This window comes from Myroides marinus, assembly GCF_900109075.1.
Lineage (GTDB): Bacteria > Bacteroidota > Bacteroidia > Flavobacteriales > Flavobacteriaceae > Flavobacterium > Flavobacterium marinum_A.
Map to the genome: position 1 here is coordinate 1 of NZ_FNYS01000010.1, position 24,420 is coordinate 24,420.

The window sequence follows — 24,420 nt, forward strand, 5'->3', positions numbered from 1 at the left end:
TAGACATGCCCCAAAAAGTTAGACACTTTTTGGGGCATTTTTTATGAGTAGAAAACAGAAATACAATTTCGAGTTTAAGTTACGTTTAGTAACTATTATTTTGGAAGGGAAAGACAGTATGTGTGGACTTTCAGGATCAGAAAAAATTAGTGAGTTTAACCTTTACTTTTGGCTTAAACTATATGAAGCTTATGGAGAACAAGGATTACGAGGAATCTCCAAAAACAAATTCACTATAGAAGAAAAAGTTCATATTATTCAGGAGCATCAAAATAGTGGTTTATCTTTGACAGACACCTGTGTGAGATATAGAATTTCAAATCCTTCTGTCTTATTCCAATGGATAGCCAAATTTAAAAGCAAAGGATTTAAGGGTTTAGAAGATAATCGGGGTGTACATTTAAAGAAAAACAAAAAAATTACCTCAATGACAAAGAAAAGCGCTATTCCTGGGATAAAAAGCTCAATGACTGATTTAGAAAAATTGAAAATTGAAAATGAATATTTACGTGCAGAAATTGCTTATCTAAAAAAGTTAGAAGCCTTGGCTCAAAGCAAGCAAGCCAAAAAGAAAAAGCCGTAATAGTTACGGAGCTAAGGCGCGATCATAATTTAAAACACCTACTACACTTAGCAGGGCTAGCTCGTAGTTGTTATTATTACCATATAAAGAGTGTTTCTTTTTTGGATAAACATGTGAATTTAGTCAAACATGTAGTTGATATCTACAATAAACACAAAGGATTGTATGGATACAGACGTATCACATTAGCTCTTAGAAAAGAGTTAGGAATACCTGTAAACTTTAAAACTATCGCTAAGATAATGAAGAAATCAAATCTTAAAAGCATAATCCGAGTTAAGAAATACAGGTCTTTTAGAGGAGATGTTGGTAAAGAAGCAGAGAATATACTTCAACGAAATTTTAAAGCTACAGAGCCTCATCAAAAGTGGGCTACTGATGTGACAGAATTTAATGTAAAAGGAAATAAATTATATTTATCTCCAATTATAGACTTATTTAATGGAGAGATTATTAGTTATAATTTATCTACTTCACCCAATTATAAACAGACTATTGACATGCTTGATAAAGCATTTAAAAAAAGGAAAAAAGAGAATAGAGCACATATCCACACTATACTTCATTCTGATCAAGGATGGCAATATAGACTACAAAAATATCAACACAAACTCAAAGCTAATAACATTATTCAAAGTATGTCTAGAAAAGGGAATTGTCTAGATAATGCTATTATAGAAAATTTCTTTGGAGTGCTAAAGTCAGAACTATTTTACCTGAAGAAATATACTTCGATAGTAGAATTGAGTAAAGAGATCAAAGACTATATTAAATATTACAATAACGATAGAATAAGGATTAACTTAAATGGAATGAGCCCGATAGAATATCGAGCTCATTATATTAAAAACATTGCATAACTTAGTCCAACTTTTTGGGGTCAGTCCATGTTATAGGCTTTTTATAAATCAAATGATTCTATTATACACTCTATATCTTATACTATTAGAGCAATCTCTTATTAAACGCCAGCCAGATAACAAATGATGTTATTCCATAATCTAATAATGCCAAAAATAAAACTTGCCAGGTAATACGTTCAATCCCCAACCATGTACTCATCATCATGATGTGAAATAACATAAAGGCTATAAGGTAAGCCTTAAACCAACTCCACTTAAACACATCTTTCAGTATTATATAGCTTAGAAGAAAAGGAATAAAAGCAAACCACAAAACAACTATAGAATAAAAAGGAACGATAAATACAATCTGAACATATGACATATAATCAACTGCTCCACTACATTTAAAAAACAATTTATCCAATAAGAAATATACCCCTATAGATACTTCTAAGTGTACTAAAATTAACCATAAATTCATATTCCTCTTACTAAACATCAGCTAACAATTAAAATTTCCTATTACTAAAATTAGCAATTATTATGAGATATTTCACCTCTATTCGTTGCACTAATCAAACAATATAAACATTGTACATTCCCCTTCACTTCTCATAACTAGTACTAAATGAGATTCCACCTATTCACTCTTCAAGCTACTTATTTTTTATAGTTACTTTTTTTGTTTTTTACTCAAATAAGACAAATTTACATACCGAAATAAGCCATTTTAGGTTATATTTTTTTAGAATAAAGTCTAAAAAGGGGCTTTCAAGAGCTAAAAATCAAAAAAGCATATCATTTTTTTTAATCTCAACACGAGACTTTTTAACAATAAACAATTATATATCAGCACATTACATAAATACAATCAAAATACACTTAAATACTAGGTAGTCCCTTAATGCTAGTAAACACAAGCACTCAAGCTAGATCCTTCGACAATTAGTGGAGAATACTTCGAGAATAGTGGGCAAAAGAAGCAGTTTGTCGAACAATGCTCCTTTAATTATCCTCTTATTCTCCTATTAAGTGCTTCACAAAAGGCTTGCACAACTCATCAATCTTACCTTTTATTATATTATTGTACTCACTAGTGTCATTGATTGAGTACTACTATTGACCTCTTTATTTGATATACTCATGATCAGTCTAAAATTTGGTACAGACATTTGTCCTAGACAGCTCAAAAAAATATAGCTACCTTTGCTTAGCAAAAAATGTAATAAAATGAAAGAACAGAATACTGCAAAAGGTGTTTTATTAGTTGCCATCGGAGCTTCTAGTTTCGGGATGTTGGCTTCGTTTGTAAAACTTGCATACAAAGGCGGTTATACAACTGCGGAAGTAACTTTATCACAAGTCCTTTTAGGGTTATTATGTGTAACTTTAATCAATACACTTCGCAAAAAACCAGCTGATGAAGCTAAAGCATCTTCTAAAGATATCAGACAATTAATCTTAGCGGGAACATCGATGGGATTCACATCTGTATTATATTATATGGCTGTAAGTTATATCAATGCTTCTATCGCTGTAGTACTGTTAATGCAGTCTGTATGGATTGGTATTGTATTAGACAGTATTGCTACTAAGACATTTCCTAATAAGCTAAAGATAGTATCTGTCATACTTATTCTAAGTGGAACAGTGTTAGCTACTAATATACTAGCAAGTGAAATACAACTTGACATCAGAGGAGTAATCTTTGGATTTATGGCAGCATGTTCTTTTGCTACTACTTTATTTGCTTCAGGACGTATTGCTAATCACTTAGCCGCACCTAAACGCAGTATGTTTATGCTTTGTGGAGCAGCGACTATCGTGTGTATCTTTGTATTTGTGACTCAAATAGGTCCTAATAACTCTGAAATCATGATGAACTTCTACACGTCATTCTCTGATAATACCACTGGTATTCGTGACTTTGACTGGAGTATCTTCTACGGATGGGGATTAGTATTAGCCTTATTTGGTACAGTATTACCTCCTATCTTCCTTAATATGGGATTCCCATTAACAGGGGTTGGTTTAGGTAGTATTATCTCTTCATTAGAATTACCAGCTTCTGTAACAGTAGCATTCTTCGTATTAGGAGAGAAAGTAATCTTAATTCAGTGGACAGGTATCCTAATGATCTTAGGGGCTATCGTACTAATGAATAGCAACTTATTATTTAAGAAAAAAAGTACTGAAGTAATAGAATAACTTCCTTACTAGTTTATATGATTTTTAAAAAGTCTTCTCCGTCATAGAGAAGACTTTTTTATTTAGTTATGCTCGTTATATAACATTACCTTCTTCATTCCAGTAATAACTATCTGGATAGATACGCTCACCGAAAATAGCAGTACCTACACGTACTATAGTAGCCCCTTCTTCTATCGCTATCTCTAGATCGTGACTCATCCCCATAGACAGTTCGTTCATTTCTACATTGGGTAAATTAAGCGCTATAGCTTCTTGTTGTACGCGTTTTAATAACTGAAAACATGGGCGTACTAATCGCTCTTCTGCACTGAATAGTCCTATCGTCATCAACCCCTTTATACGTAGTCTATCATACGTAGCTACCTCCTTAATAAAGTCAATAGCCTGCTCAGGTGCAACACCGAACTTACTATCCTCATCAGAAGTATTCACCTGGATTAATACATCCATAGTGCGGTCATCCCGCTCTAATAACTGTTGTAACTTCTCCACTACACTGATGCGATCTATAGACTCTATACAAGAAACCCCATACTTTAAGATATCCTTTATCTTATTAGTCTGCAGATGCCCTATAAAGTGACGAGTACAGTTATCCGTACCTATTCCTTCATACTTATCTCTAAGCTCCTGTACTTTATTTTCACCTATCAGAAGATACCCTTGTGCGATAGCTATCTTAATTCGTTCAGCATCTACAGTCTTCGTTGCTAACAACAATTTGACCTCATCACGAGACCTATTTGCTTGTACACAGGCAGCAGTTATCCGCTTCTCTAGTATTGATAAGTTATTCTTTATATTGGCTTCCATATTACTTAATTTTTTAAAAAACAGATATCCCTAAGATTGCAGTTCAGGGATATCTTATCACTAAACAACAATTAGTATGCTTAAATAATCTATACTAACATTTGTTATGCAAATATAGATTACAGTTCTCATACTAATATAGCACAGATTTCACAATATAAACTAGTCCAGATCGACTTAATTCAGAACAATACCACTGCTTTGCAACCTTTGAATAAGCATAAAATTAAACAACTCACTAATGAGTGAATATTAATACTTGTAATCTTTTAAAACTGCATATTTTAATTACCTTTACCGCCATAATAAATCAAAAAATGCGAAATACCTTTCTACTTGTTATACTACTTTGTGCCCAACAACTTATAGCTCAACAGAACAATCAACCATTTTACTTTGACTTAAGTTATGAAAGAGTAGAAAAAGGATCTAGAGTAGAATATTATGCTACTCATACTCCTATTGAGCATAGTGTATTATCAGATATTACACTCTACCGAATAGATACTAATGCTCCTTCTATTAAAGGACAAGCTATCTGGGATGGTAAGAAAATAGAATTTAAAAACAATGTATATACCTACCTAAGTGATGGAAAGTTATTAAGCGTAAAACACTATGATGCTAACAAAAAAGCTTTTACACATGAGGTAAGTTATAATCCTGCTACTAGAGATTCACTAGTAATGTTACATACTCCTTCAAGCCGTTATGAGGGTGAAATATACGATTCGTATAACGGGAAGTTGTTCTACACTCGCCACCAACAAGGAATACCACGAACTGAAATAGTGTATAACCTCAACAATCAAAAGAATAGATTAGAAGTTAATTATAACAAAGATTACGAGACAATAGACGAAGCGTATTACGATGAAGCTGGTACTAAGAAATACACTCTTATGTATCAGAACAATGAACCTTATAGTGGTACTAGTGTTATATTAAGCTATAAAAACTTTGGTATTGGTATATTTAGTGAGTTCGTAGATGGTGAAGAGATAAAGCAAACAACTTACTACTCTTCTGGCAAAATAAAACAGAAACGCACTAGTAAAAACAGTATAGTAAAGACAGAAACTTATAGCCAAAATGGAAAGCGCTTAGCTGTGTTTACGGAGAAAAAAACAGAAGATGACAATACTATCAATAAAACAGGTACTAAATATGTGTTTGATCATTTATTTGTTGACTTTGACAGAGTACTAGAAGAGCAATATTACAACGGTGATCTACTACAAAAAAAGATAGATTATAAGTATGAAAAGGATACTAAATACGCTTCCATTGTTACTAAATATAAAGATGGTTTGCCTGTATTAACTGAGTATTTTGATACACATAATAATAAGATTGATCAAGCTACTTATCTCGATAACGATACTAAGATAAAAGATGGGTTACAAGTTGACTCTTCTACCTATGATGTCTATAAAAAAGAGGGAGAGACAATTAAAGAAATACACAAATACGGAACACAAGAAGTGTTCTCTATAGAAACTCCTACTCATACTACATTCTACTCTCAAAAAGGAGAAGAATTAGGTAAAGTGACCAATTATGAAAGCTACTGGGGACAACGATTATATGACACAGGTGATGTATATGAACTTATCTATGACATTCCGTTACTTACCTCTAAATATCAAGACAAAAAGATGGTTTATAAGGTAGAGTATAGTTTTGATACAGTAGAACCTAAGCTAGCAGTAGAACAGTTCTTTACAGAAGAGGTAATGACAGAGCAAAAAACCTATCACAAGAATGGGCAGCTTAACGAACATACTATTATTGACCCAAAGAGCTCTAGTTCATTAGAACAAACAGGTAGACAATTAGATCAATCTAACCACACTAAAAAGTCAAATCTATAGTGTTAACTCTATTGATTTATAAGGCAACTAAGCAATTCACTGTTTTCAGTGATTTTGCTATTATAGCCATAAATTAATCCTAATTTGAGAAAATATTACTCAATACTTCTTTATTTTTACCAAGTATAAAAACACAAAATAAAATATTACTATGATTAAAAAGATTTTTTCACTAGCCATATTATTTTCGACTCCGATGTTTAGTCAGGTTGCCAGAGATACTATCTGGGTAGATAGCTACGACTACATCAGTACGAAAAAAGACGCTGAATCTTTTAAACTTGCTAAGCCTATAAAAGGTAATTCTAATCTACAATCTATTGAGGTATACAACGCTAAAACTAGACTGATAGAAAGCAAAGGTAATGGAGTATTCCAAGATGGTAGCGCTACTGTATTATACCAAGGAGATGTAAAATACTACAATAAGAATGGAAAGGTAAATGCTACTTATACATATGATGAGAACAATATGATTACTAATAGTGAATCTATTGATCCTCGTAATGGTAAAGTATATAAGTGTGCTTACTCAGATAACAATCTATATAATGGAGAGGCATTCTATGACTGGAAAGGAGTATATGTATATATGCTAGTAGAAGACGGGCACTATAAAGAATACTTAGTAATCAATCCTAAGAATGACAAGAACAGAGTAGTCTATACATTTGATGAAAACAACATACTATCTGCTGAAAGCTATTATGACGAAAGTGGAAAAGTAGTTCATACTGGTACTTATAGCGAGGGACAAAACTATAATGGTGAGTTTACTTTACTTAACTACGATGAATTTGGTATCTTAAGTATCTCTAAATATGCTGATGGAGTAAGCTTAAACACTACTAGCTATTATAAAAATGGTAAAGTTAAGAGTACATCTGTAGTAAAAGGTAACTTAACTTCTGAGGTTTACTTTGACAAAAATGGTAAACAATTAGGTACATATTCTAGTAAATTAGAAGATGATGGATACTCTACTTATCAGAATGGAACATTGTATTATTTCAATGCTTATGGTACTGATCCTGATGAAATCTATGCTATCTATCACTATAAAGATAACGCTGCTATTAAAGTAGAAGATTTCTATGTAGCTCCTGAAAAGAATACTGTCAAAATGATTACTTATAACAGTGAGGAGAACCTAACACTGAAGAAAGAGTACTTCACACCTGATGGTAAACTAAAAGGACAGTTAGTATATGACGCTGATGGGTATACGCCTAAAGATGGTACTGACTATGCTGATAATATGACTACTACTTATAAAAATGGTAAGTTAGTAGAGCGAGTAGAAAACTACTCTAATGGTAAAGTATTTGAATCTACTAAAAACGGGCTTTCTGTATTCTATGATATGAAAGGGAAAGAGATGGGTAGAGTAACATTTAGAGATGAGCCAATGTATGGTACAGAGGTTTATATCTCTGGTACTAGATATACAATACAAAATGATTTAATCTCTGATGTTTCTAAATATGAGAAAGAGGCATTAACTTATCAAGGTAGTTATGATAATAAAGAGGGTAAATCTGTATTATCATCAGAGACATTCTACCAAAACAGCAATATCACTAAAGTAGTAGAATATTATAGTAATGGTAAGAAAGCTAGTATAGCTATATACTCTCCTTCTTCTTACTCTTATAGTCCAGTGAAATCAACATTCTTTGACAATACTGGTAAAGAATTAGGTAGCTATGACTATGTTACTCAGACAGGTACTTTAGTTGAATTTAGTTATGATAAACAGATCATATCAAATATTAAATATTCTAATGGTAATGCTATAAGCAAAAAAGGGTATGCTCAAAATCAGAACAGTGGTTCTAAATATTACTTACAGTCTGATATAGATTATAATAAACAAGGGAAGTTCTACAACGAAAAAGGAGAACTAATCTCTACAGTTTCTTATAAAGACGGGGCTCCTTATACAGGAACTACTTATGATTCGGACTCATACTACATAACTGAAGCTACTTATAACAAAGGGGTTAAGATAGGTAAAGAGACTGTGAAGTATCTACATAGTGACGAGATAGTAAATATCAACCACTATGACAATGAAGGGGAACTAACTAAGGTAGAAACGTATACTAATAATACTCTAGAGTCTGTAGCTGAATACCACGAAGGTTTACAGCACGGTACTACTACTTACTATAATAGCGAAGGAGAAGTATTATCTACACTAATCTATAATGGTGGTGTACCTTATGAGGGAACACTAACAACTATAGATTATTCTCACTACACTACTGTAGACTATAAGGATGGAGTGATCACTTCTAAGAAGATTTCAACATTAGATGATAGTGCTACGGCTCCTCTTACGTTAGTATTAGAAGAAGTCTACCAGAATGAAACTACGTTCAAAAGAACTATAAACGATGCAGAAACTGGTAAAACGATCTTTAAATATGGGGTAAAAGACAATGATTTAGATGGTCAATACCAATATTATGAGAATGGTAAGGTTAAGTACCAAGCTACGTTAAAAGAAGGTATCTTAACGGATGGTACTATAGCGATCAATGACCTTAACTATAGTTCATATAACTACTATAGCGATAACTCTAGTAAGTACACTGTATTAACAAATAAGAAAGGAAACTTCACTGTAAAAGTATTCGATGAGAACAATAAAGAATTGTTTAAAATGGAAGCTAAGGTGAAGAAAGGTGATAGTAGCCTAAACCCTCTTACTAGTAACAAGATCACTCTTGACAACTTATTCCCTAGCAATGAGTTTAACGTAGCTAGTTATTATGGTGCGTATGACTACGCAGTAGAGGCTGCTGCTACAGCTGTTGATGCTGCTGCAGACGCTGCGATGGCTGTCCCAGCTGCTGAGGCATACTATGAATAAAATGACATATTGTTTTTTTTGATTATAGAAACTCCCAAGTGTAATGCTTGGGAGTTTTTTTATATCTCTTACAATTCAAATGATATTATAGTTACTACCATATTTTTCAGTAAATTCACAGTAAAATACTGTTTATGCGTAAAAGATTATCTATACTGGTTTTATTAGCATCTGTCTCTATGTATGGGCAGGTAGTCCGCGATACTATATGGATGAATAATTATGATGTTGTAGTGTCTAAAAGAGAAGCTAGTAGTTTTAAAATACTGAAACAGGATCCAAAAGATACACTTAAGGTACATATAAATCTATATGACAAAAAGACTAAGCAACTTAAAACTTCTGGATACGGTCTGTTAGATGAAACAGGAACACAATTAACTTTAAAAAAAGCTTCTATATACAATACTGATGGGGTTCTGAAGTTTACTAATACTTTTGACACCAATGACAATATAGATAAAATATGCTCAACAGATGCACGCACAGGAGAACAGTATGAATGTCAATTCTTAGATAACAATCCCTACAATGGAAAGTTTTTCTTCTTAGAAAATGGCAAGTATATCTATATGGAGATAATCAATGGTCAAAATATAGTTAGTGCATTGATTAACCCTAATAACTTTAACAATCGTATAGAGTTTAAACCTATCGATAAGGATAAAACATCTGAAGAATACTACGATGAGAGTGGTAAGCTACTTTACACGACAACACTAAAGAACAATAATTATTATGATGGTACTAGAGTAGATCTATTCAAAAAGCAGTTTAAAATAAAGTCTATCGAAAATAGAACAGAAGGTCAAGTAAATAATATTACACAATATTATACTACAGGTGAGATTAAAACTAAGGCTTCTAAAGAAGGTGATAAATACACCCAAATATTTTATAATAAAGAAGGAGAAAGTATAGGTCAACAGTCTTTTATACAGTTTCTGGATAGGGTTATTGAAAAAGAAGGGATCATGTACTCTTATAGCACTGAAGAAAACGAAGATGATATTACAATCGCTTCTCACTATGAAAAAGATAAATTAGTTAGAATAGACAGCTATTATACCTCTCCAAATAAGAACACAATAGAAGTAAGCACATACTTAAAGAAAGGTGCTGATTTTGGATTTGATAAGATTGAGTATTTTAACAAAGAGGGTATTCTACATGGCGTTGCTACTTTTGACGAAAAAGGGTTGAATGTTTTAAACGGTACTGACTACAAAAAAGGTAATAAGACTGTCACTAAAGATGGCCTGATAGTTGAAAAAACTATCTACTATAGCAATGGAAAAATATTCCAGTTTACCAAGGATTTAGTATCTACTTTCTATGATACAAAAGGAAAAGAAATAGGTAAAGTAACACTAAACAAAACTGAAGATCTTGATAAATTATACAATACAGGTACTGTCTTCACTATGGAAGATGACCTAATAATACAGGTGTCTACATATAAAGATGGGTTAACACTTACAGATAAAGTATATAACATAGATAATGAAATATCTCAATTAGCTATAGAGGTAATCTATAAAAAAGGGAATCCATACATCACGACTTTATACTATACTAATGGGAAAAAGGCCATAGAGTACATATATGGAATGAAGGACTACTCTACTCTAGCTAAAGGTGCATTCTATAAAGATACTGGAGAGCTAATAGGTACTTATGATTATATTTATGAGACAGGAACATTAGTTAAGTACACGGATAACCTAGAAATAGTATCTATCGAAACTACTCAAGACGGGAAACCATTAACCAAGAAAGAGTTTGGGATATATGGTGAGGATAAAATATTGACTGAACCTAGTTACTATGTGTATGCCTATACTGATTATAATAAATCTGGTGAGACATATGACGAAACTGGAGAAGTATTATCATTTACAGAATATAGAGAGGGCAAACCTTATGAAGGGCTTGTATATAACTTTGATACTGAAAATAATCTAGCTACAGAAACTTCATATAAAGAAGGAAAAAAAGTAGATAAAGAAACAATCAGAAATACAGAGACAAACGAGACTATTAGTGTTAACTTCTATGAGGAAGGGGAATTAATTAAAGTAGCTACCTATAATGAAGGTATTTTGTTTAAAATAGCTGAGTATAAAGACGGTGAATTAGAAGGAACTACTTCTTTCTTTTCCCCTGACAATAAACTAATTTCTACTGTAAGTTTTAATGAGAACTTACCTATAGAAGGAACGTATATCTATAAACAAGAAAATTACTTAGTCAAGACTACATTTAAAGATAAAAACTGCATAACTAAACAGATATATTACATTGACCCGACTAGTGGCCATGAAACTCTTGTGATGTTAGAGAATTACATTGATAAAAATACTTTCAAAAGGTCTATTTATGATCAAACAACAGGTAAACTTATCTATGACTACAGTGTTAAAGAGAATGTCTTAGATGGTTTGTTTAAACACTATGAAGCGGATAGATTGAAACATCAGGCTACATTTGAAAACGGTAAAATAAGTGGTGGTACAGTAGCTATTATTGACTTTAGCTTTGACCCTACAACAGATAGTCATGAAGACTACCCTAATCATACTGTCATAACAAAGAGTAAGAATACATATCATATAACGATAGAAGATGAAGCCAAGAAAGAGTTACTCAATATGCAGATAAAAGAGACAGCAGGAGATAATAGCTATAATGCTTTGTTTAATACACCTCTTCTGATTGAGAACTTATATCCATATAATCAACTCAATAACACTCCTTCTGAATGGAAGACTTATGCTCCTATTAAAGCAGGAGATCTAAAGCCGAATATACTAGATAGCCTATTCTAGTTGTCGATATAATTTACAAAATCCCAAGTGAATCACTTGGGATTTTTTGTTTCTACAAAGTCTATTAAAACACTATTTTATTCAACTATTTTGATATAAATATTAATTTTATTAAATTAGACCTTAATAAAATTAAACAAACTATTCACATATATAAGTATTATGTCTATAAAGCCAAAACTACCTATACACTGTCCGAGTTGTGAGAGTGAACTAAAGGTCACCCAACTCTCTTGTGAACATTGTCAAACTATAGTCAATGGTAATTTCTCTTTGCCTCTACTCTTACAATTGACTAAAGAGGAACAAGAGTTCATCTTGGCTTTCTTTCTAAATAGTGGGAGTTTAAAACAGATGGCATTGCAAATGAATATTAGTTATCCTACTGTTAGAAATAAATTAGACGATATGATAGCCCATATTCAGCAACTACAAAAAACCGAATAACTAACTATAAACCATCCACCTTATGTCACTAAGAAAATATGTTATTAGACCTTTTGAGACCATCCAAGAAAAGACGTTATTGGTCATAGGAATATTGTTTATTTTAATAAGCTCATCATTTGCCTTTCTTACTAACTCACGTTTCGATGGAGTAATAGATATGCATACAGGAAGTAATGTATTGTGGTATCAACCTCTAATTGACAATATAGTAAACACAATATGTCTGACCGTATTATTATATCTACTTTCTCTATTACTACCAACAAAAGCACGTATAATAGATATACTTAATGTTGCTTTAATTAGTAGAATTCCTTTATACTTTACTTTATTTACTAATATCGGGGGAATTAATCAAGAAACAGGAGAATACCTATTAGCTAATATTAGCGACCCAACAGCTTTAGCGAATCTACCTATCCTTAATTTAATTATACTAGGATTAGGAGCTATACTATCTTTAATTGCTTTAGTATTAATGGGAGTACTTATCTATCAAGGTTATAAAACAGCTACAAACTCTAAGAAACTATCACATAATATTCTTCTAGTACCAGCAGTATTAATTGCTGAAGTAATTTCTAAGTACCTAACCTATCAATACTAACTAACACAACAACATTATGAAAAAACTAATCTACACACTTGTACTTGCACTAACTACTTCACTTGCCTTCTCACAAACTACTATACAAATAGACAGTGAAATAGATGGCGACTTATACTTAGCAAATAAAGACAATAAGCAATTGGCTATTATCATTGCAGGCTCTGGTCCTACTAATAAGAATGGGAATAACCCAGGTGGTGTAAAAGCTAACTCTTATAAATACTTAGCTGAAGGCTTAAAAGAGAATGGTATCAATACATTCACTTATAACAAAAGAATGTTTGCTCAAATGAAGAACCAAACAGCTAAAGAAGAAGATGGTAGATTTGAAGACAATGTAAAAGACTTAAACCTAGTAATTGATTACTTCAAGAAAGAGTATTCAAGTATCATATTGATAGGACATAGTGAAGGAGCCTTAGTCGCTACTTTAGCTAGTCAGAACAATACTGCTGTATCTAAACTTGTCTCTCTACAAGGACCAGGAGAGTCAATAGATAAAACGCTGTATAAGCAATTAACAGCTCAAGCTCCATTCTTTGCTAAATCAGTAGAAGACATTCACAATAAACTGCGAAATGGAGAACAAGTAACAGATGTTCCTCCAATGTTGATGAGCTTATATAGACCTTCTGTACAGCCTTACTTAATATCGTGGATAAAGTATGATCCTACTGTAGAAATACAAAAGGTAAAACAACCTATTCTAATTCTTCAAGGGGATAAAGATTTACAAGTAAAAACTGATCAAGGTGATAACTTGAAAAAAGCCATGCCTACAGCTACCCTTATTACATTAAAAGGAATGAATCATGTACTAAAGACAGTTGTCAAAGATGATGAGAACTTAGCGTTGTACAGTAAACCTGAGGTACCTCTACATACTGAGTTAGTACCTACTATTGTAAACTTTATAAAGAAATAAGATGGAAGCGTTTATTATTACAGGTCTATTATACATTGGAATAAGTTATTTTCTTACACCTGATAATGCTGATAGTCTATTAGCTGGCTATAACACGATGTCGGATGAGCGAAAAAAGCTATATGATATCTCTTCTACTGTTAAAGTGCTGAACTTAACTATGCGCTGGACAGGAATATGTACAAGTATTATCACTATACTAGCAATTGTACTTGAGTGGCATAAGGTAATAACTACTTCTATTCTAATATGTGTACTAATTATTCCTTTAGTGATTATGAGTATTTACACTAGATTAAAATACTCAGTAGACCCTATGCGCTGGTATGATTGGTTAGCTCCTATTGGTATGATAATAGGAAGTCTTGTACTTGCTTATTACATTAATTAAGCTTAATAATAATGACATTATGATAGCAACACATTATTTACTCTTCCCTGTATTGTTTATAATACTTGGTCTAATTGCACCTCATCTAAAAACAATCAATGGAATCATAGGATATAGAACTTACCGTGCAATGAAGAATCAACGAAATTGGGACTATGCACAGAAATACAGTGGTAGATGTTTTATCTATGTAGGACTAGCTACACTGCCTTTTATAGCTATAGATTATTTTAATCTAATAGAGTCAAAACTATTAACAAGCATATTCTTTGTTGGTATAACACTAACATTCGCTTTTATCATTTACAAAACAGAACAAGGTCTTAAAAGACTTGAGTCACAATAATAAGAAAGCCTCTAATTTACGATTAGAGGCTTTCTTATTTATTTTACAGTTTCTATATTAGCTCTTGTCTGTTTAGATACTAAGAGTAAAGTCAATATAGGAGCAATAAATAAAGCAGCATTAAACTCTTTCATAGCTACTGAAGCCCCAATAGACATCCCTAATACAAACAAAACAAATGCAATTAATAATATAGCTTTTCTCCTAATTAAAAACTTCCCTACTCTAAGTTCTTTCATACAATTATAATTTACATACAGTTAATCAATCTCTTACACACCTAATATACTTATTTTTATTGTAATATCTCCATATAAAAATTAACAACATACAAATATACCAATCAGTATATTTTATATTATCTTTGTCATGTAAATCATTTAATCATGACTAAAGCAGAAAAAACAAGACAATTTATTATAGAAGAAACAGCTTATCTATTTAATACAAAAGGAGCTGCTGCTACATCGTTAAGTGATATTACAGAAGCGACAGGCTTAACTAAAGGAAGCATTTATGGTAACTTTAAAAACAAGGATGAGGTAGCCTTAGCTGTATTTGAACACAATGCTTATAGAGTATACCAGGAGATCAAGAAGAGCATATCTAAAGACAATCAAACTCAAAGAGAAAGACTATTAGCTATTGTTGATTTATACAAAACACAATGGCCTATGTTCTTTGAACTTGGAGGTTGCCCTTTATTAAATACAGCCACAGAAGCTGATGACACCTTTCCTGAGCTAAAACAAGCTGTTGTAAAGACTTTCACAGGATTAGCGAATATCTTTATTAAGATACTTAAAAAAGGCCAAGAGAATAAAGAATTTAAGACAGATATAGATATCGAATCTTATGCTTACTTATTCATTTCTCTTATCGAAGGAGGAATGTTACTGGGGAAAACAACAGGTCAAATCAAACACTTGCATACTTCCTTGGATAGAATAGCAATAATCATAAACAGTGAAATCACCTTATAAAAAAGATTTCACTCTTTTTTTAACCAACAATATACCGATTGGTATATTACAAACTATAGACAAATGAAAGATGTATTTATTGTAGCAACAAAACGAACACCTATAGGAAGTTTCTTAGGTGGACTATCTTCTTTAACAGCACCTCAACTTGGAGCAATTGCAATTGAAGAAACTTATAAAAGTATAGGACTTGCACCACAGTATATAGACAGCGTGTATATGGGTAATGTATTGAGTGCAGGTGTAGGACAATCTCCAGCCAGACAAGCTACTATATTCGCTAATATTCCAACTGGCAAAGATGCCACCACTGTAAACAAAGTTTGTGCAGCAGGTATGAAAGCAACAACCTTAGCTGCTCAACAAATACAGCTGGGCTTAGAAGATATCGTAGTTGCAGGTGGAATGGAAAGTATGAGTAATGTACCTCATTATACAAATGTCCGAAATGGCAATAAACTTGGTCACCTCAACCTTACAGATGGAATGATAAAGGATGGTTTATGGGATGTTTACAATGACTTTCACATGGGAACAGCAGCTGAACTTAGTATAGATAAATATAAACACACTCGTGAAGAATTAGACAGCTTTGCTCTACTATCTTACAAAAGAGCACAACATGCAACAGAACAAGGGAAATTTGCAAATGAGTTAATACCAATTACTATCTCAACTAAGAAAGGAAATATCACAATAGACAAGGATGAGGATATTTATAAACTAATCCCTGAAAAGATAGCCAGTCTTCCTCCTGCTTTTAGAACAGATGGAAGACTTACAGCAGCCAACTCAAGTAATCTAAACGATGGTGCAGCGGCAGTCTTACTTGCTTCACAAAAAGCAGTAGACAAACACAACTTAAAACCATTGGCTAAAATCATTGCTTATGCAGATGCAGCACAAGATCCTGAGTGGTTCACCACTACTCCTTCTATTGCTATTAATAAAGTACTTAAACAAGCTAATCTAAGTATTGATGATATAGACTTTTTTGAAATCAATGAAGCTTACGCTTCTGTTATCCTATCTAATCAAGAGATACTTAATTATAACATCGAAAAAGTCAATCTGTACGGAGGAGCCGTAGCTCTTGGGCATCCAATAGGAGCTTCTGGAGCGCGTATTATAACCACATTAGTCAATGTATTAAAACAAGAAAAAGGAAAGTATGGTATCGCTGCTATTTGCAATGGTGGAGGTGGCGCAACAGCCATATTAATAGAGAACATCAACAAATAATAAAACAAACAGCTATGGAACAATTTGATATTTTAGTTATAGGATCAGGACCTGGTGGATATGTAGCAGCCATTCGAAGTGCCCAATTAGGATATAAAACAGCCATTATAGAAAAGTATAATACCTTAGGAGGTACTTGTACCAATGTAGGATGTATACCAACTAAAGCACTCTTAGATAGTACACATCACTATCACGATGCTATACACCAATACAGTGCACATGGTATTTCATTTGACAGTATTCAACTCAACTTTGAACAATTATACAAGAGAAAAGAAGGTGTTGTGCTAAAAACAACACAAGGTCTTGATTACTTAATGAATAAAAACAAGATTACACGCATACTGGGTACAGCCTCTTTTATCAATAACAACACTGTAGAAGTAACAGATAATAATCAACAGAAAGTATCTTACACAGCAAATAAAATCATAGTAGCCACAGGGTCTAAACCTGCTACTTTACCAAATGTAACCATTGACAAAAAACGTATCATTACCTCTACCGAAGCTTTAGCTTTTACAGAGCAACCTAAGAGTATAACTATTATTGGTGGAGGTGTTATCGGAGTTGAGATGGCCTCAATCTTTCACAGGATAGGCACTAAAGTAACTATCGTAGAGTATGCTGATTTCTTAATCAATACAATGGATCACGAGTTAGGTAAATCACTTTACAAAATACTCAACAAACAAGGCATTGATATACAACTAGGCAAAAGCGTTTATGAAGTTACCAACTTAGGGACTACTACAGAAGTGCATTACAAAGATAAAAACGGAGAATCACACAGCATTACCTCTGAATATGTACTAATGGCAGTAGGGCGTAAAGCCTATACTACTGGATTAGGATTAGAAAACACAGACGTACAATTAGACAACAGAGGCAATATCATAGTAGATACAAATCTTAAGACTAATGTTGATACTATCTACGCTATAGGGGACGTTATTGGAGGAGCAATGTTAGCACATAAGGCAGAAGAAGAAGCTGTTTATGTCATCGAACGAATCAATGGACAAAAACCACATATTAATTACAATGCTATTCCCGGCGTAGTATATACCTGGCCTGAAGTAGCCTCTGTAGGTAAAACAGAAGAACAACTAAAAATAGAAGGAATTAATTACAACACAGGTAAATTCCCTTTCAGCGCAAATGCAAGAGCAAGAGCAGGTATGGATACAGATGGTTTTGTCAAAGTACTTACTGATCCTAAATACGGAGAAATACTTGGAGTACACATTATAGGAGCCAGAGCTGCGGACCTTATTGCACAGGCAGTAGTTGGTTTAGAGTACGAAGTTACCGCTTCTGATATGGCAAATATTAGTTATGCACATCCTACCTACTCAGAAGTCTTAAAAGAAGCGTATACTATTGCTTCAGGAAGGCCTTCTGTCAATATTTAATTAGCAAAATTAACGGCAATAAATCGAGTGTTTATTGCCGTTATTAATTAATATTGTAAACTAAATATAAACTATGAAAACCTATATCACCCTTCTTAGAGGAATAAATGTTAGTGGTAAAAACATCATTAAGATGGATGAATTAAAACAGCTATGCATTGACTTAGGTTTACACAATGTACAGACTTATATTCAGAGTGGAAATATTGTTTATCAAACTTCAGAACAAGACCCTTCTATCCTATCGAAAAGGATAAATAATACAATACTAACTCATCTAGGATTAAACATTCCCGTACTTACATTAGAAAGTGAACAATTTAAAAAGATCATCAATGAGAATCCGTTTACAACTGAAGAAGAGCTAGCCCTACTGTATATCACTTTTATAGAAGGCACCCCTCATCTAGAAGGTCTAAATACACTGATAGGCAAAAAAGCAGACACAGAACTACTTCATATCACAGCGTCAGCTGTATTCTTAGTTGCTAATATAGGCTATGGTAAAACTAAGGTAAACAATACACTTATAGAAAATAAACTAAAAGTAATAGCTACTACACGCAACTATAATACCTGTCTAAAGCTTATCTCGCTTGCTAGTACTATTTAAGGCGATAGGTAATTGTTCTAAAACCACTACCTGCCCTGTCAATTATATGTAAATAGATACGCGAATTAACCGACTCTTTATGAGCTACTTCTTCTTTATTTGCATTATACGCTTCTAGATCTGATGTCTGTGCTATTTTATAAAACAATTCTATATCAACCTTTACAGCTACACCAGGATCATCTATTAGTCTACTACCAGCTTTTAAAGCACTAGTTCTAAAGTCATCTACTTTTAGATAATATATCGGAGAGTTCTCACTAAGTATAGCAGCGTAATAACCAAACTTATATACATTAGACTTATGTATTCTTTCTATGATAATCATTCTATTGTTAGACTGCTCTAGTCCTAAGTTTTGTGCAAATAAACACAACTCTGAACGTATCTCATTAGTATATTTATAATCTAGAGGACTTACACCATCTTGGTCATTAGGCAACTGAGCTATCGATCTATAGATATTAGTAAACACAGGATTTAAAGGAGCCTGATAAGTCACACTACTCTCTTTAGGAATACCTGGTTCTTTACTCTCTTCAACTCTTCTTTGTTGGTGCCCTTGCTGTCCATTACAGCTTATGCTAAGTACAGCTAATATCCCTGCACTCACACTTAATAATAACTTTCTCATACCTTTTCTTTTTCAACTTCAAAATTAATAAATTATAATTTGGCAAGCCTACTAGTCCAAAAAATGGACTCTACTCACTTGCTCCAATACAATCTGAAATACTAAACACTACGAACAATAATGTATGTTCTTACAGGCTTAGAGCATAGAAGATAAGTTTTATAAAACTTTTGAGAGGATTACTTTTAAAAATAGGTATCTTTAACCAACAATACACTTTATAATCAATTATTTAGAAGACACTTAAACTATTTCTCATGAAAATAATTCATTCTATTTTAATCTGTTTATTTGCTGTAACCTCTTTTGCTCAAATAAGAAAAGATTCTGAAAAAATCAAAAAGGAAGAACTATTATATAGTGAAAGAACTATAGACAAACTAAAACATATAGTTGACTCTCTTAATAGTAGTTTTCTTAATTGCGAATTAACTCCTACCTATTATCCTATACCCCAAACTATTGGGACAAGCATTCATTACGAAGCAGAAGATCTATCAAATATTGTCAATGATCTAAAAAATAATATCTCAATCTCAGAACTTAAAGCAAAATACCCTTCAGTAGATATTCAAGAAAATACATTATTAGCATTATCTACACCTATTACTAAAGAAGACAAAAAGTATTCTTATCACACTTTATATACTAAGTACAATTTTACGATATCGACAGAAACTCCACTCAAAAAAGATACCTGGTATATTAATGAGGAGGAGGATAGTGAAGGATTAGTTCTTGTATCAGAAGAAGATAGTGATTCTTTAAAATATTTAAGTGCATTTTATTATAGCAACAATAGTTCAAAAAAATTGCTCCCTCAAAAATATGCACAGATGATTGCTTATACTGACTGCATGATAGATACAACAACAACTAAGTTTAAAGAAAATGCTACTTATACTATGATGGATGTATACTTACCTAAAAATTGGAAAAGTCTTTCATTAAAAAAACAAAAAAAGCTTCTTGATGAGATGAGAAGTAATTTAGTAATCGGTAGTTGTAGTATGGATGAAAGTCCTAATGTACAAGCTAAAAACATTGCAATACTTGCTGCTGAAACTAATAATTGGAAAATATTTTTAAAGGCTCACTTAGATATATTAAATGATAACTTTGAAAGAGTTGCATGGTCAAACATGGCAGAGGCATATCGACAAACGTATATTCAAGAACTGGAGACTCTAAATATTAATACAATAGACCTAATTCTTGGAACTGTTTTTTTGTATGATAATCCTGCTAAAAATCATTATTTTGGAAATATATATAGACTCAGTAGAGCAATAAGTGAAGCACAAAAACAACAAGAATTTGAACGTGAAATCCTTGAAATAATAGAAGATAACGAACTTGATACATTAAACCGTTTACGATTTACCTATCTGTATCTCAACTACATTTCTTATTTAGAAGATACTTCTATCAAAAACAAGAAACAAAAGGAATTTTTAGAACGAATCAATACTTCCTTACCTAATTACTATGATTTCATCAAAAAAAGTATTTACGACAATAACGAAGCCTAAAAATAGAAAAGCCTTACTCTTAAGTGAGGCTTTTTATATCATACTACACAAAATCCTCCCTCCTAACTACGAACAATAATGTATGTTCTTGCAGGCTTAGAGAATAGAAGATAAGTTTGTCAAAAAAAATGAAACTATCAGATAATATAATTGGCTTTCATCACTATGCCATTAAAGCCAAAGATTACAACAATACTATTCAGTTTTATGAACAACTAGGTTTTGTACAAGTACATACGTGGTCATTGCCTGACTTTAATTTAAAACAAGCAACGATGTTATTTCATCCAAAAATAAACATCTACTTAGAAATATTTGATAAAGATGCTGATATTCCAACACAAGGAAGAAAGAGATTAACAGACGATGAATACATAGAGAATGCACTATTACATATCTGTTTTACAGTAAAAGATGCACAACTTGCCAGAACAGAAGCTTTGCGATTAGGAGCAATAGATTTAAGTAAAGGGACAGCTGAGATTACTTTATCTAGTGATCTCAAAGACATAGCTGTCAGAAATAGCCTAGTATATAGTCCTAATGGAGAAGTAATCGAATTCTTAGAAGAAGTCAATTTTCTATAGACTTCCTAATGATTGAAAAGATTTTATTAATACAATAAAATCTTTTCCCTTTGTCGTTAATGAATAAACAGATGATGTTTTATCCTTGTTTTTTAAGATTAAATTATCTCGTTGTAATTCTCCTAATTGTTTGGTCAGAATGCGTTCAGACAGATTTGGCAATACATCGATAAACTCATTATAGCGCAACTCTCTCTCCGTTAATGCAAACAATATAGACATCTTCCATCGTCCACTTATTTGCATTAATACCTTATGTGCTGCACAAAACTCTTTTAAAGTATTCTCATTACTAAAATTAGTAGAAGACTCTTTTCTCATAAGTTAATACATTATAAAACCAATAACGCCATATCTTTTAATGCCAATGCAGGTTTAGAGTACCAGAATGGTTCAAAGTCTTCATTTGTAAAATCCTCAAAGCTTTTCTTCATTTCCTGATACGTCATTGTTTGTGAAGCTTTCTCTTTTAATGTTTCTACAAAGTGTACAAACCAATCACCTACTACTCTATCCACATCCACAGCAATAGTCTCCTTTTTAGTATAAAACACTAACTGAGCCATCTCAAACACCCTGTTCTTTTTCTTCTTTTCGAAGTATTCTATATAAGGGAATGTCCCCAGCCATACTACCTTTTGATTAGGCTTACACACAGTCAGAGGTTCATTGTTTAAACAACTAAATATATAATCAGATGATATACTCGTACGAGGTACTTTAAAATCAAACCATTCGTTTAACGGCCAGTCAAAACACATGCCATGCATAAAGTTAAACAGTGATTTCTTCAATCCGTATGAGAACTTATCATGTATAGCACCATTCATCTCTACGTGAGGTACATCGTTATTAGCGAATGTCCCCATCTCAGCGTTTACGCGCTCTACTTTATACTCTTCAGGGTTCATACCTACAGGAGAGTGAGCCGTCATCGCGAACTGATGCCAGAAACCTGATTGCATCACTCCAGCTTCAAACAACTGACGTACCATCTCTAAACTGTCAATAGTCTCCTGAGCAGTCTGTGTAGGGAAACCATACATTAAGTAAGCGTGTACTAATATCCCCGCCTCAGTAAAGTTTCTATTCACTCGAGCTACTTGCTCTACAGTTACACCTTTATCGATTAGCTTAAGCAAGCGATCTGACGCTACCTCTAATCCTCCTGATACTGCCACACATCCAGATGCTTTTAGCAGTAAACACAAGTCCTTTGTAAAACTCTTCTCAAAGCGAATATTCGTCCACCATGACACAGTTAGTTTACGTCTGATAATTTCTAAAGCAACTTCACGCATCAGTGCAGGAGGTGCAGCTTCATCTACAAAGTGAAACCCAGTCTCACCAGTCTGTTCTATCAGCGTCTGCATACGATCTACTATCTGCTTAGCCGCTATCGGTTCATACACCTTGATATAATCTAAGCTAATATCACAGAATGTACACTTACCCCAATAGCATCCATGTGCCATTATCAACTTGTTCCATCTACCATCACTCCACATACGGTGCATAGGATTTACTACTTCTATTACAGAAATATACTCCGTCAATGGTAAATCAGAGTAATCAGGTGTTCCTACCTCAGCTTGTTTATAATCACGCTTTAGAGGATTATTGATATACACTACCTCACCATCTTTAGCAATCAGTGTACGCTTTAGTTCTTCCTGAGTGATTTTACCTTCCACATATAAAATCAAATTCTCCAATGGAGCTTCTCCATCGTCTAACGTAATAAAGTCAAAGAATTCAAATACACGTACATCCTTTAGAGAACGCAACTCCGTATTCGGGAATCCTCCTCCCATTGTAATCTTAATATGAGGGTGATTATTCTTGATGTACTGAGCACATCTAAAGCTACTGTATAAATTACCAGGGAAAGGTACTGAGAAACCTATAATCTTAGGATTAGTCTTATCTATTAGCTGTTGAAGTAACGCTATAGTAATCTCATCGATATAAGTCAATGATTGTTGAAGTGCCTCATACATCTCATCGAATGTATGAGCTGAGCGACCTAAACGCTCTGCATATCTACTAAACCCAAAGTTAGTATCTACCGTCTCAACGATTAAGTCTGATAAATCTTCTAAGTACAGTGTTGACAAGTGCTTTGCCTTATCTTGTATTCCCATAGTACCGAATGCCCACTCCAACTCTTCTAATTGCTCAAAACGAGAAGCTCTAGGCAAATAGTCTTCTTGTACGATAGCATGTGCTAGCGTAGGATTTTTGCCTTGTAAGAAAGCAATTACAGCGTCTATAGTAGCGATATAGTCTTCTTCTAAGGCTAAGATACGATGAATGTTAGGAGATACTTCCTCTATGTGTTCATGCACATAATCGAATAAATCTACTAGTCCTTGTTTACTAAACAATTTTAATATAACCTCTATCCCTAAGTCAGCCTGATAGCTATCTATATTTAGGGTATTCAGAAACCCCTTAATATAAGCCGTAGCTGGATAAGGTGTGTTTAACTGTGTAAACGGAGGAGTTATAAAAGCTATTGTCGTATTCACTGTATCTAATTTTGGAGTGCAAAGATACTACTATTCAATGGAGTAAAAAACTGTATCTTCTATACTCCCATTTATATTTAATTACAATTTAACAAACAAATAATCAACACATTACAATAAAAACAA

At 33.0% G+C, this 24,420-nt stretch carries 23 protein-coding genes; 17 read left to right on the plus strand and 6 right to left on the minus strand.

The features are described 5' to 3' along the window. The first annotated feature begins 43 nt into the window (after window positions 1-43). The gene (locus tag BMX53_RS11080; RefSeq protein ID WP_074746351.1) at window positions 44-583 is read left to right on the plus strand and encodes a transposase; all 540 of its coding nucleotides are present in this window, start codon (window positions 44-46) and stop codon (window positions 581-583) included. Continuing rightward, entirely contained in the window at window positions 583-1,443 is an 861-nt protein-coding gene (locus tag BMX53_RS11085) for an IS3 family transposase (RefSeq protein ID WP_074746352.1), read from the plus strand. Before BMX53_RS11080 ends, BMX53_RS11085 begins: the two co-directional genes overlap by 1 nt. An 85-nt stretch (window positions 1,444-1,528) precedes the next feature. Here the strand turns inward: BMX53_RS11085 and BMX53_RS11090 are convergent, their stop codons facing one another. Continuing rightward, entirely contained in the window at window positions 1,529-1,909 is a 381-nt protein-coding gene (locus BMX53_RS11090; protein WP_143061421.1) for a hypothetical protein, read from the minus strand. Between the two features lie 749 nt (window positions 1,910-2,658). Between BMX53_RS11090 and BMX53_RS11095 the strand changes: the two genes are divergently transcribed. Further along, the gene (locus tag BMX53_RS11095) at window positions 2,659-3,636 is read left to right on the plus strand and encodes an EamA family transporter (RefSeq protein ID WP_038986018.1); all 978 of its coding nucleotides are present in this window, start codon (window positions 2,659-2,661) and stop codon (window positions 3,634-3,636) included. Between the two features lie 75 nt (window positions 3,637-3,711). Here the strand turns inward: BMX53_RS11095 and BMX53_RS11100 are convergent, their stop codons facing one another. Next, on the minus strand, window positions 3,712-4,452 hold the full coding sequence (locus BMX53_RS11100; protein WP_074746356.1) for a YggS family pyridoxal phosphate-dependent enzyme: 741 nt from the start codon (window positions 4,450-4,452) through the stop codon (window positions 3,712-3,714). Between the two features lie 317 nt (window positions 4,453-4,769). On the opposite strand from BMX53_RS11100, the gene BMX53_RS11105 reads away from it, so the two are divergent. The 8 genes from BMX53_RS11105 to BMX53_RS11140 all read left to right on the plus strand — a co-directional run bounded on the left by BMX53_RS11105 (window position 4,770) and on the right by BMX53_RS11140 (window position 14,754). Next, complete coding sequence (locus BMX53_RS11105) at window positions 4,770-6,326, plus strand: hypothetical protein (RefSeq protein WP_074746358.1); 1,557 nt, start codon at window positions 4,770-4,772, stop codon at window positions 6,324-6,326. A gap of 151 nt (window positions 6,327-6,477) precedes the next feature. After that, window positions 6,478-9,204: a toxin-antitoxin system YwqK family antitoxin gene (locus tag BMX53_RS11110; protein WP_074746360.1), complete on the plus strand. Its 2,727-nt coding sequence runs from the start codon at window positions 6,478-6,480 to the stop codon at window positions 9,202-9,204. A gap of 134 nt (window positions 9,205-9,338) precedes the next feature. Beyond that, the gene (locus BMX53_RS11115; protein ID WP_074746362.1) at window positions 9,339-12,032 is read left to right on the plus strand and encodes a toxin-antitoxin system YwqK family antitoxin; all 2,694 of its coding nucleotides are present in this window, start codon (window positions 9,339-9,341) and stop codon (window positions 12,030-12,032) included. A gap of 162 nt (window positions 12,033-12,194) precedes the next feature. After that, window positions 12,195-12,479, plus strand: coding sequence for a DUF2089 family protein (locus BMX53_RS11120; RefSeq protein ID WP_038986013.1), 285 nt, complete (start codon window positions 12,195-12,197; stop codon window positions 12,477-12,479). 22 nt (window positions 12,480-12,501) lie between these two features. Continuing rightward, window positions 12,502-13,089, plus strand: a complete 588-nt coding sequence (locus BMX53_RS11125) for a hypothetical protein (RefSeq protein WP_074746364.1) — start codon at window positions 12,502-12,504, stop codon at window positions 13,087-13,089. 16 nt (window positions 13,090-13,105) lie between these two features. Continuing rightward, entirely contained in the window at window positions 13,106-14,017 is a 912-nt protein-coding gene (locus BMX53_RS11130; protein WP_074746366.1) for an alpha/beta hydrolase, read from the plus strand. 1 nt (window position 14,018) lies between these two features. Next, window positions 14,019-14,408, plus strand: a complete 390-nt coding sequence (locus tag BMX53_RS11135) for a DUF3784 domain-containing protein (protein WP_074746368.1) — start codon at window positions 14,019-14,021, stop codon at window positions 14,406-14,408. Between the two features lie 19 nt (window positions 14,409-14,427). Then, a complete protein-coding gene (locus BMX53_RS11140; RefSeq protein ID WP_074746484.1) occupies window positions 14,428-14,754 on the plus strand; it encodes an SdpI family protein in 327 nt (108 codons plus the stop codon). Window positions 14,755-14,792: 38 nt separating this feature from the next. Here the strand turns inward: BMX53_RS11140 and BMX53_RS11145 are convergent, their stop codons facing one another. After that, window positions 14,793-14,993, minus strand: coding sequence for a hypothetical protein (locus tag BMX53_RS11145; protein WP_074746370.1), 201 nt, complete (start codon window positions 14,991-14,993; stop codon window positions 14,793-14,795). Window positions 14,994-15,140: 147 nt separating this feature from the next. On the opposite strand from BMX53_RS11145, the gene BMX53_RS11150 reads away from it, so the two are divergent. The 4 genes from BMX53_RS11150 to BMX53_RS11165 all read left to right on the plus strand — a co-directional run bounded on the left by BMX53_RS11150 (window position 15,141) and on the right by BMX53_RS11165 (window position 19,010). Next, window positions 15,141-15,737 (plus strand): TetR/AcrR family transcriptional regulator, encoded by a 597-nt coding sequence (locus tag BMX53_RS11150; protein WP_074746372.1) that lies wholly within the window; start codon window positions 15,141-15,143, stop codon window positions 15,735-15,737. A gap of 63 nt (window positions 15,738-15,800) precedes the next feature. Beyond that, window positions 15,801-16,979: an acetyl-CoA C-acyltransferase gene (locus tag BMX53_RS11155; protein WP_074746374.1), complete on the plus strand. Its 1,179-nt coding sequence runs from the start codon at window positions 15,801-15,803 to the stop codon at window positions 16,977-16,979. A gap of 14 nt (window positions 16,980-16,993) precedes the next feature. Beyond that, a complete protein-coding gene (gene lpdA, locus BMX53_RS11160) occupies window positions 16,994-18,397 on the plus strand; it encodes a dihydrolipoyl dehydrogenase (protein WP_074746376.1) in 1,404 nt (467 codons plus the stop codon). Window positions 18,398-18,470: 73 nt separating this feature from the next. After that, window positions 18,471-19,010, plus strand: a complete 540-nt coding sequence (locus tag BMX53_RS11165; protein ID WP_074746378.1) for a DUF1697 domain-containing protein — start codon at window positions 18,471-18,473, stop codon at window positions 19,008-19,010. Here the strand turns inward: BMX53_RS11165 and BMX53_RS11170 are convergent. Then, the gene (locus BMX53_RS11170; protein WP_074746380.1) at window positions 19,003-19,644 is read right to left on the minus strand and encodes a hypothetical protein; all 642 of its coding nucleotides are present in this window, start codon (window positions 19,642-19,644) and stop codon (window positions 19,003-19,005) included. The genes BMX53_RS11165 and BMX53_RS11170 overlap by 8 nt on opposite strands. A 257-nt stretch (window positions 19,645-19,901) precedes the next feature. On the opposite strand from BMX53_RS11170, the gene BMX53_RS11175 reads away from it, so the two are divergent. Beyond that, the gene (locus BMX53_RS11175) at window positions 19,902-21,176 is read left to right on the plus strand and encodes a hypothetical protein (protein ID WP_074746382.1); all 1,275 of its coding nucleotides are present in this window, start codon (window positions 19,902-19,904) and stop codon (window positions 21,174-21,176) included. A gap of 128 nt (window positions 21,177-21,304) precedes the next feature. Next, the gene (locus BMX53_RS11180) at window positions 21,305-21,763 is read left to right on the plus strand and encodes a VOC family protein (RefSeq protein ID WP_074746384.1); all 459 of its coding nucleotides are present in this window, start codon (window positions 21,305-21,307) and stop codon (window positions 21,761-21,763) included. On the opposite strand, the gene BMX53_RS11185 is transcribed toward BMX53_RS11180, so the two are convergent. Together BMX53_RS11185 and BMX53_RS11190 are read right to left on the minus strand one after the other, a co-directional pair. Beyond that, window positions 21,758-22,084, minus strand: a complete 327-nt coding sequence (locus BMX53_RS11185; RefSeq protein WP_038986001.1) for a winged helix-turn-helix transcriptional regulator — start codon at window positions 22,082-22,084, stop codon at window positions 21,758-21,760. The genes BMX53_RS11180 and BMX53_RS11185 overlap by 6 nt on opposite strands. An 11-nt stretch (window positions 22,085-22,095) precedes the next feature. Next, on the minus strand, window positions 22,096-24,294 hold the full coding sequence (locus BMX53_RS11190; protein WP_074746386.1) for a B12-binding domain-containing radical SAM protein: 2,199 nt from the start codon (window positions 24,292-24,294) through the stop codon (window positions 22,096-22,098). Window positions 24,295-24,420: the final 126 nt, after the last annotated feature.

Bases quoted from the DNA above. Each gene is read 5' to 3' on its own strand.
- BMX53_RS11080 (WP_074746351.1), top strand. From the start codon at position 44: ATGAGTAGAAAACAGAAATACAATTTCGAGTTTAAGTTACGTTTAGTA.
- BMX53_RS11090 (WP_143061421.1), bottom strand. From the start codon at position 1,909: ATGAATTTATGGTTAATTTTAGTACACTTAGAAGTATCTATAGGGGTA.
- BMX53_RS11095 (WP_038986018.1), top strand. From the start codon at position 2,659: ATGAAAGAACAGAATACTGCAAAAGGTGTTTTATTAGTTGCCATCGGA.
- BMX53_RS11100 (WP_074746356.1), bottom strand. From the start codon at position 4,452: ATGGAAGCCAATATAAAGAATAACTTATCAATACTAGAGAAGCGGATA.
- BMX53_RS11105 (WP_074746358.1), top strand. From the start codon at position 4,770: ATGCGAAATACCTTTCTACTTGTTATACTACTTTGTGCCCAACAACTT.
- BMX53_RS11110 (WP_074746360.1), top strand. From the start codon at position 6,478: ATGATTAAAAAGATTTTTTCACTAGCCATATTATTTTCGACTCCGATG.
- BMX53_RS11115 (WP_074746362.1), top strand. From the start codon at position 9,339: ATGCGTAAAAGATTATCTATACTGGTTTTATTAGCATCTGTCTCTATG.
- BMX53_RS11120 (WP_038986013.1), top strand. From the start codon at position 12,195: ATGTCTATAAAGCCAAAACTACCTATACACTGTCCGAGTTGTGAGAGT.
- BMX53_RS11125 (WP_074746364.1), top strand. From the start codon at position 12,502: ATGTCACTAAGAAAATATGTTATTAGACCTTTTGAGACCATCCAAGAA.
- BMX53_RS11130 (WP_074746366.1), top strand. From the start codon at position 13,106: ATGAAAAAACTAATCTACACACTTGTACTTGCACTAACTACTTCACTT.
- BMX53_RS11135 (WP_074746368.1), top strand. From the start codon at position 14,019: ATGGAAGCGTTTATTATTACAGGTCTATTATACATTGGAATAAGTTAT.
- BMX53_RS11140 (WP_074746484.1), top strand. From the start codon at position 14,428: ATGATAGCAACACATTATTTACTCTTCCCTGTATTGTTTATAATACTT.
- BMX53_RS11145 (WP_074746370.1), bottom strand. From the start codon at position 14,993: ATGAAAGAACTTAGAGTAGGGAAGTTTTTAATTAGGAGAAAAGCTATA.
- BMX53_RS11150 (WP_074746372.1), top strand. From the start codon at position 15,141: ATGACTAAAGCAGAAAAAACAAGACAATTTATTATAGAAGAAACAGCT.
- BMX53_RS11155 (WP_074746374.1), top strand. From the start codon at position 15,801: ATGAAAGATGTATTTATTGTAGCAACAAAACGAACACCTATAGGAAGT.
- lpdA (WP_074746376.1), top strand. From the start codon at position 16,994: ATGGAACAATTTGATATTTTAGTTATAGGATCAGGACCTGGTGGATAT.
- BMX53_RS11165 (WP_074746378.1), top strand. From the start codon at position 18,471: ATGAAAACCTATATCACCCTTCTTAGAGGAATAAATGTTAGTGGTAAA.
- BMX53_RS11170 (WP_074746380.1), bottom strand. From the start codon at position 19,644: ATGAGAAAGTTATTATTAAGTGTGAGTGCAGGGATATTAGCTGTACTT.
- BMX53_RS11175 (WP_074746382.1), top strand. From the start codon at position 19,902: ATGAAAATAATTCATTCTATTTTAATCTGTTTATTTGCTGTAACCTCT.
- BMX53_RS11180 (WP_074746384.1), top strand. From the start codon at position 21,305: ATGAAACTATCAGATAATATAATTGGCTTTCATCACTATGCCATTAAA.
- BMX53_RS11185 (WP_038986001.1), bottom strand. From the start codon at position 22,084: ATGAGAAAAGAGTCTTCTACTAATTTTAGTAATGAGAATACTTTAAAA.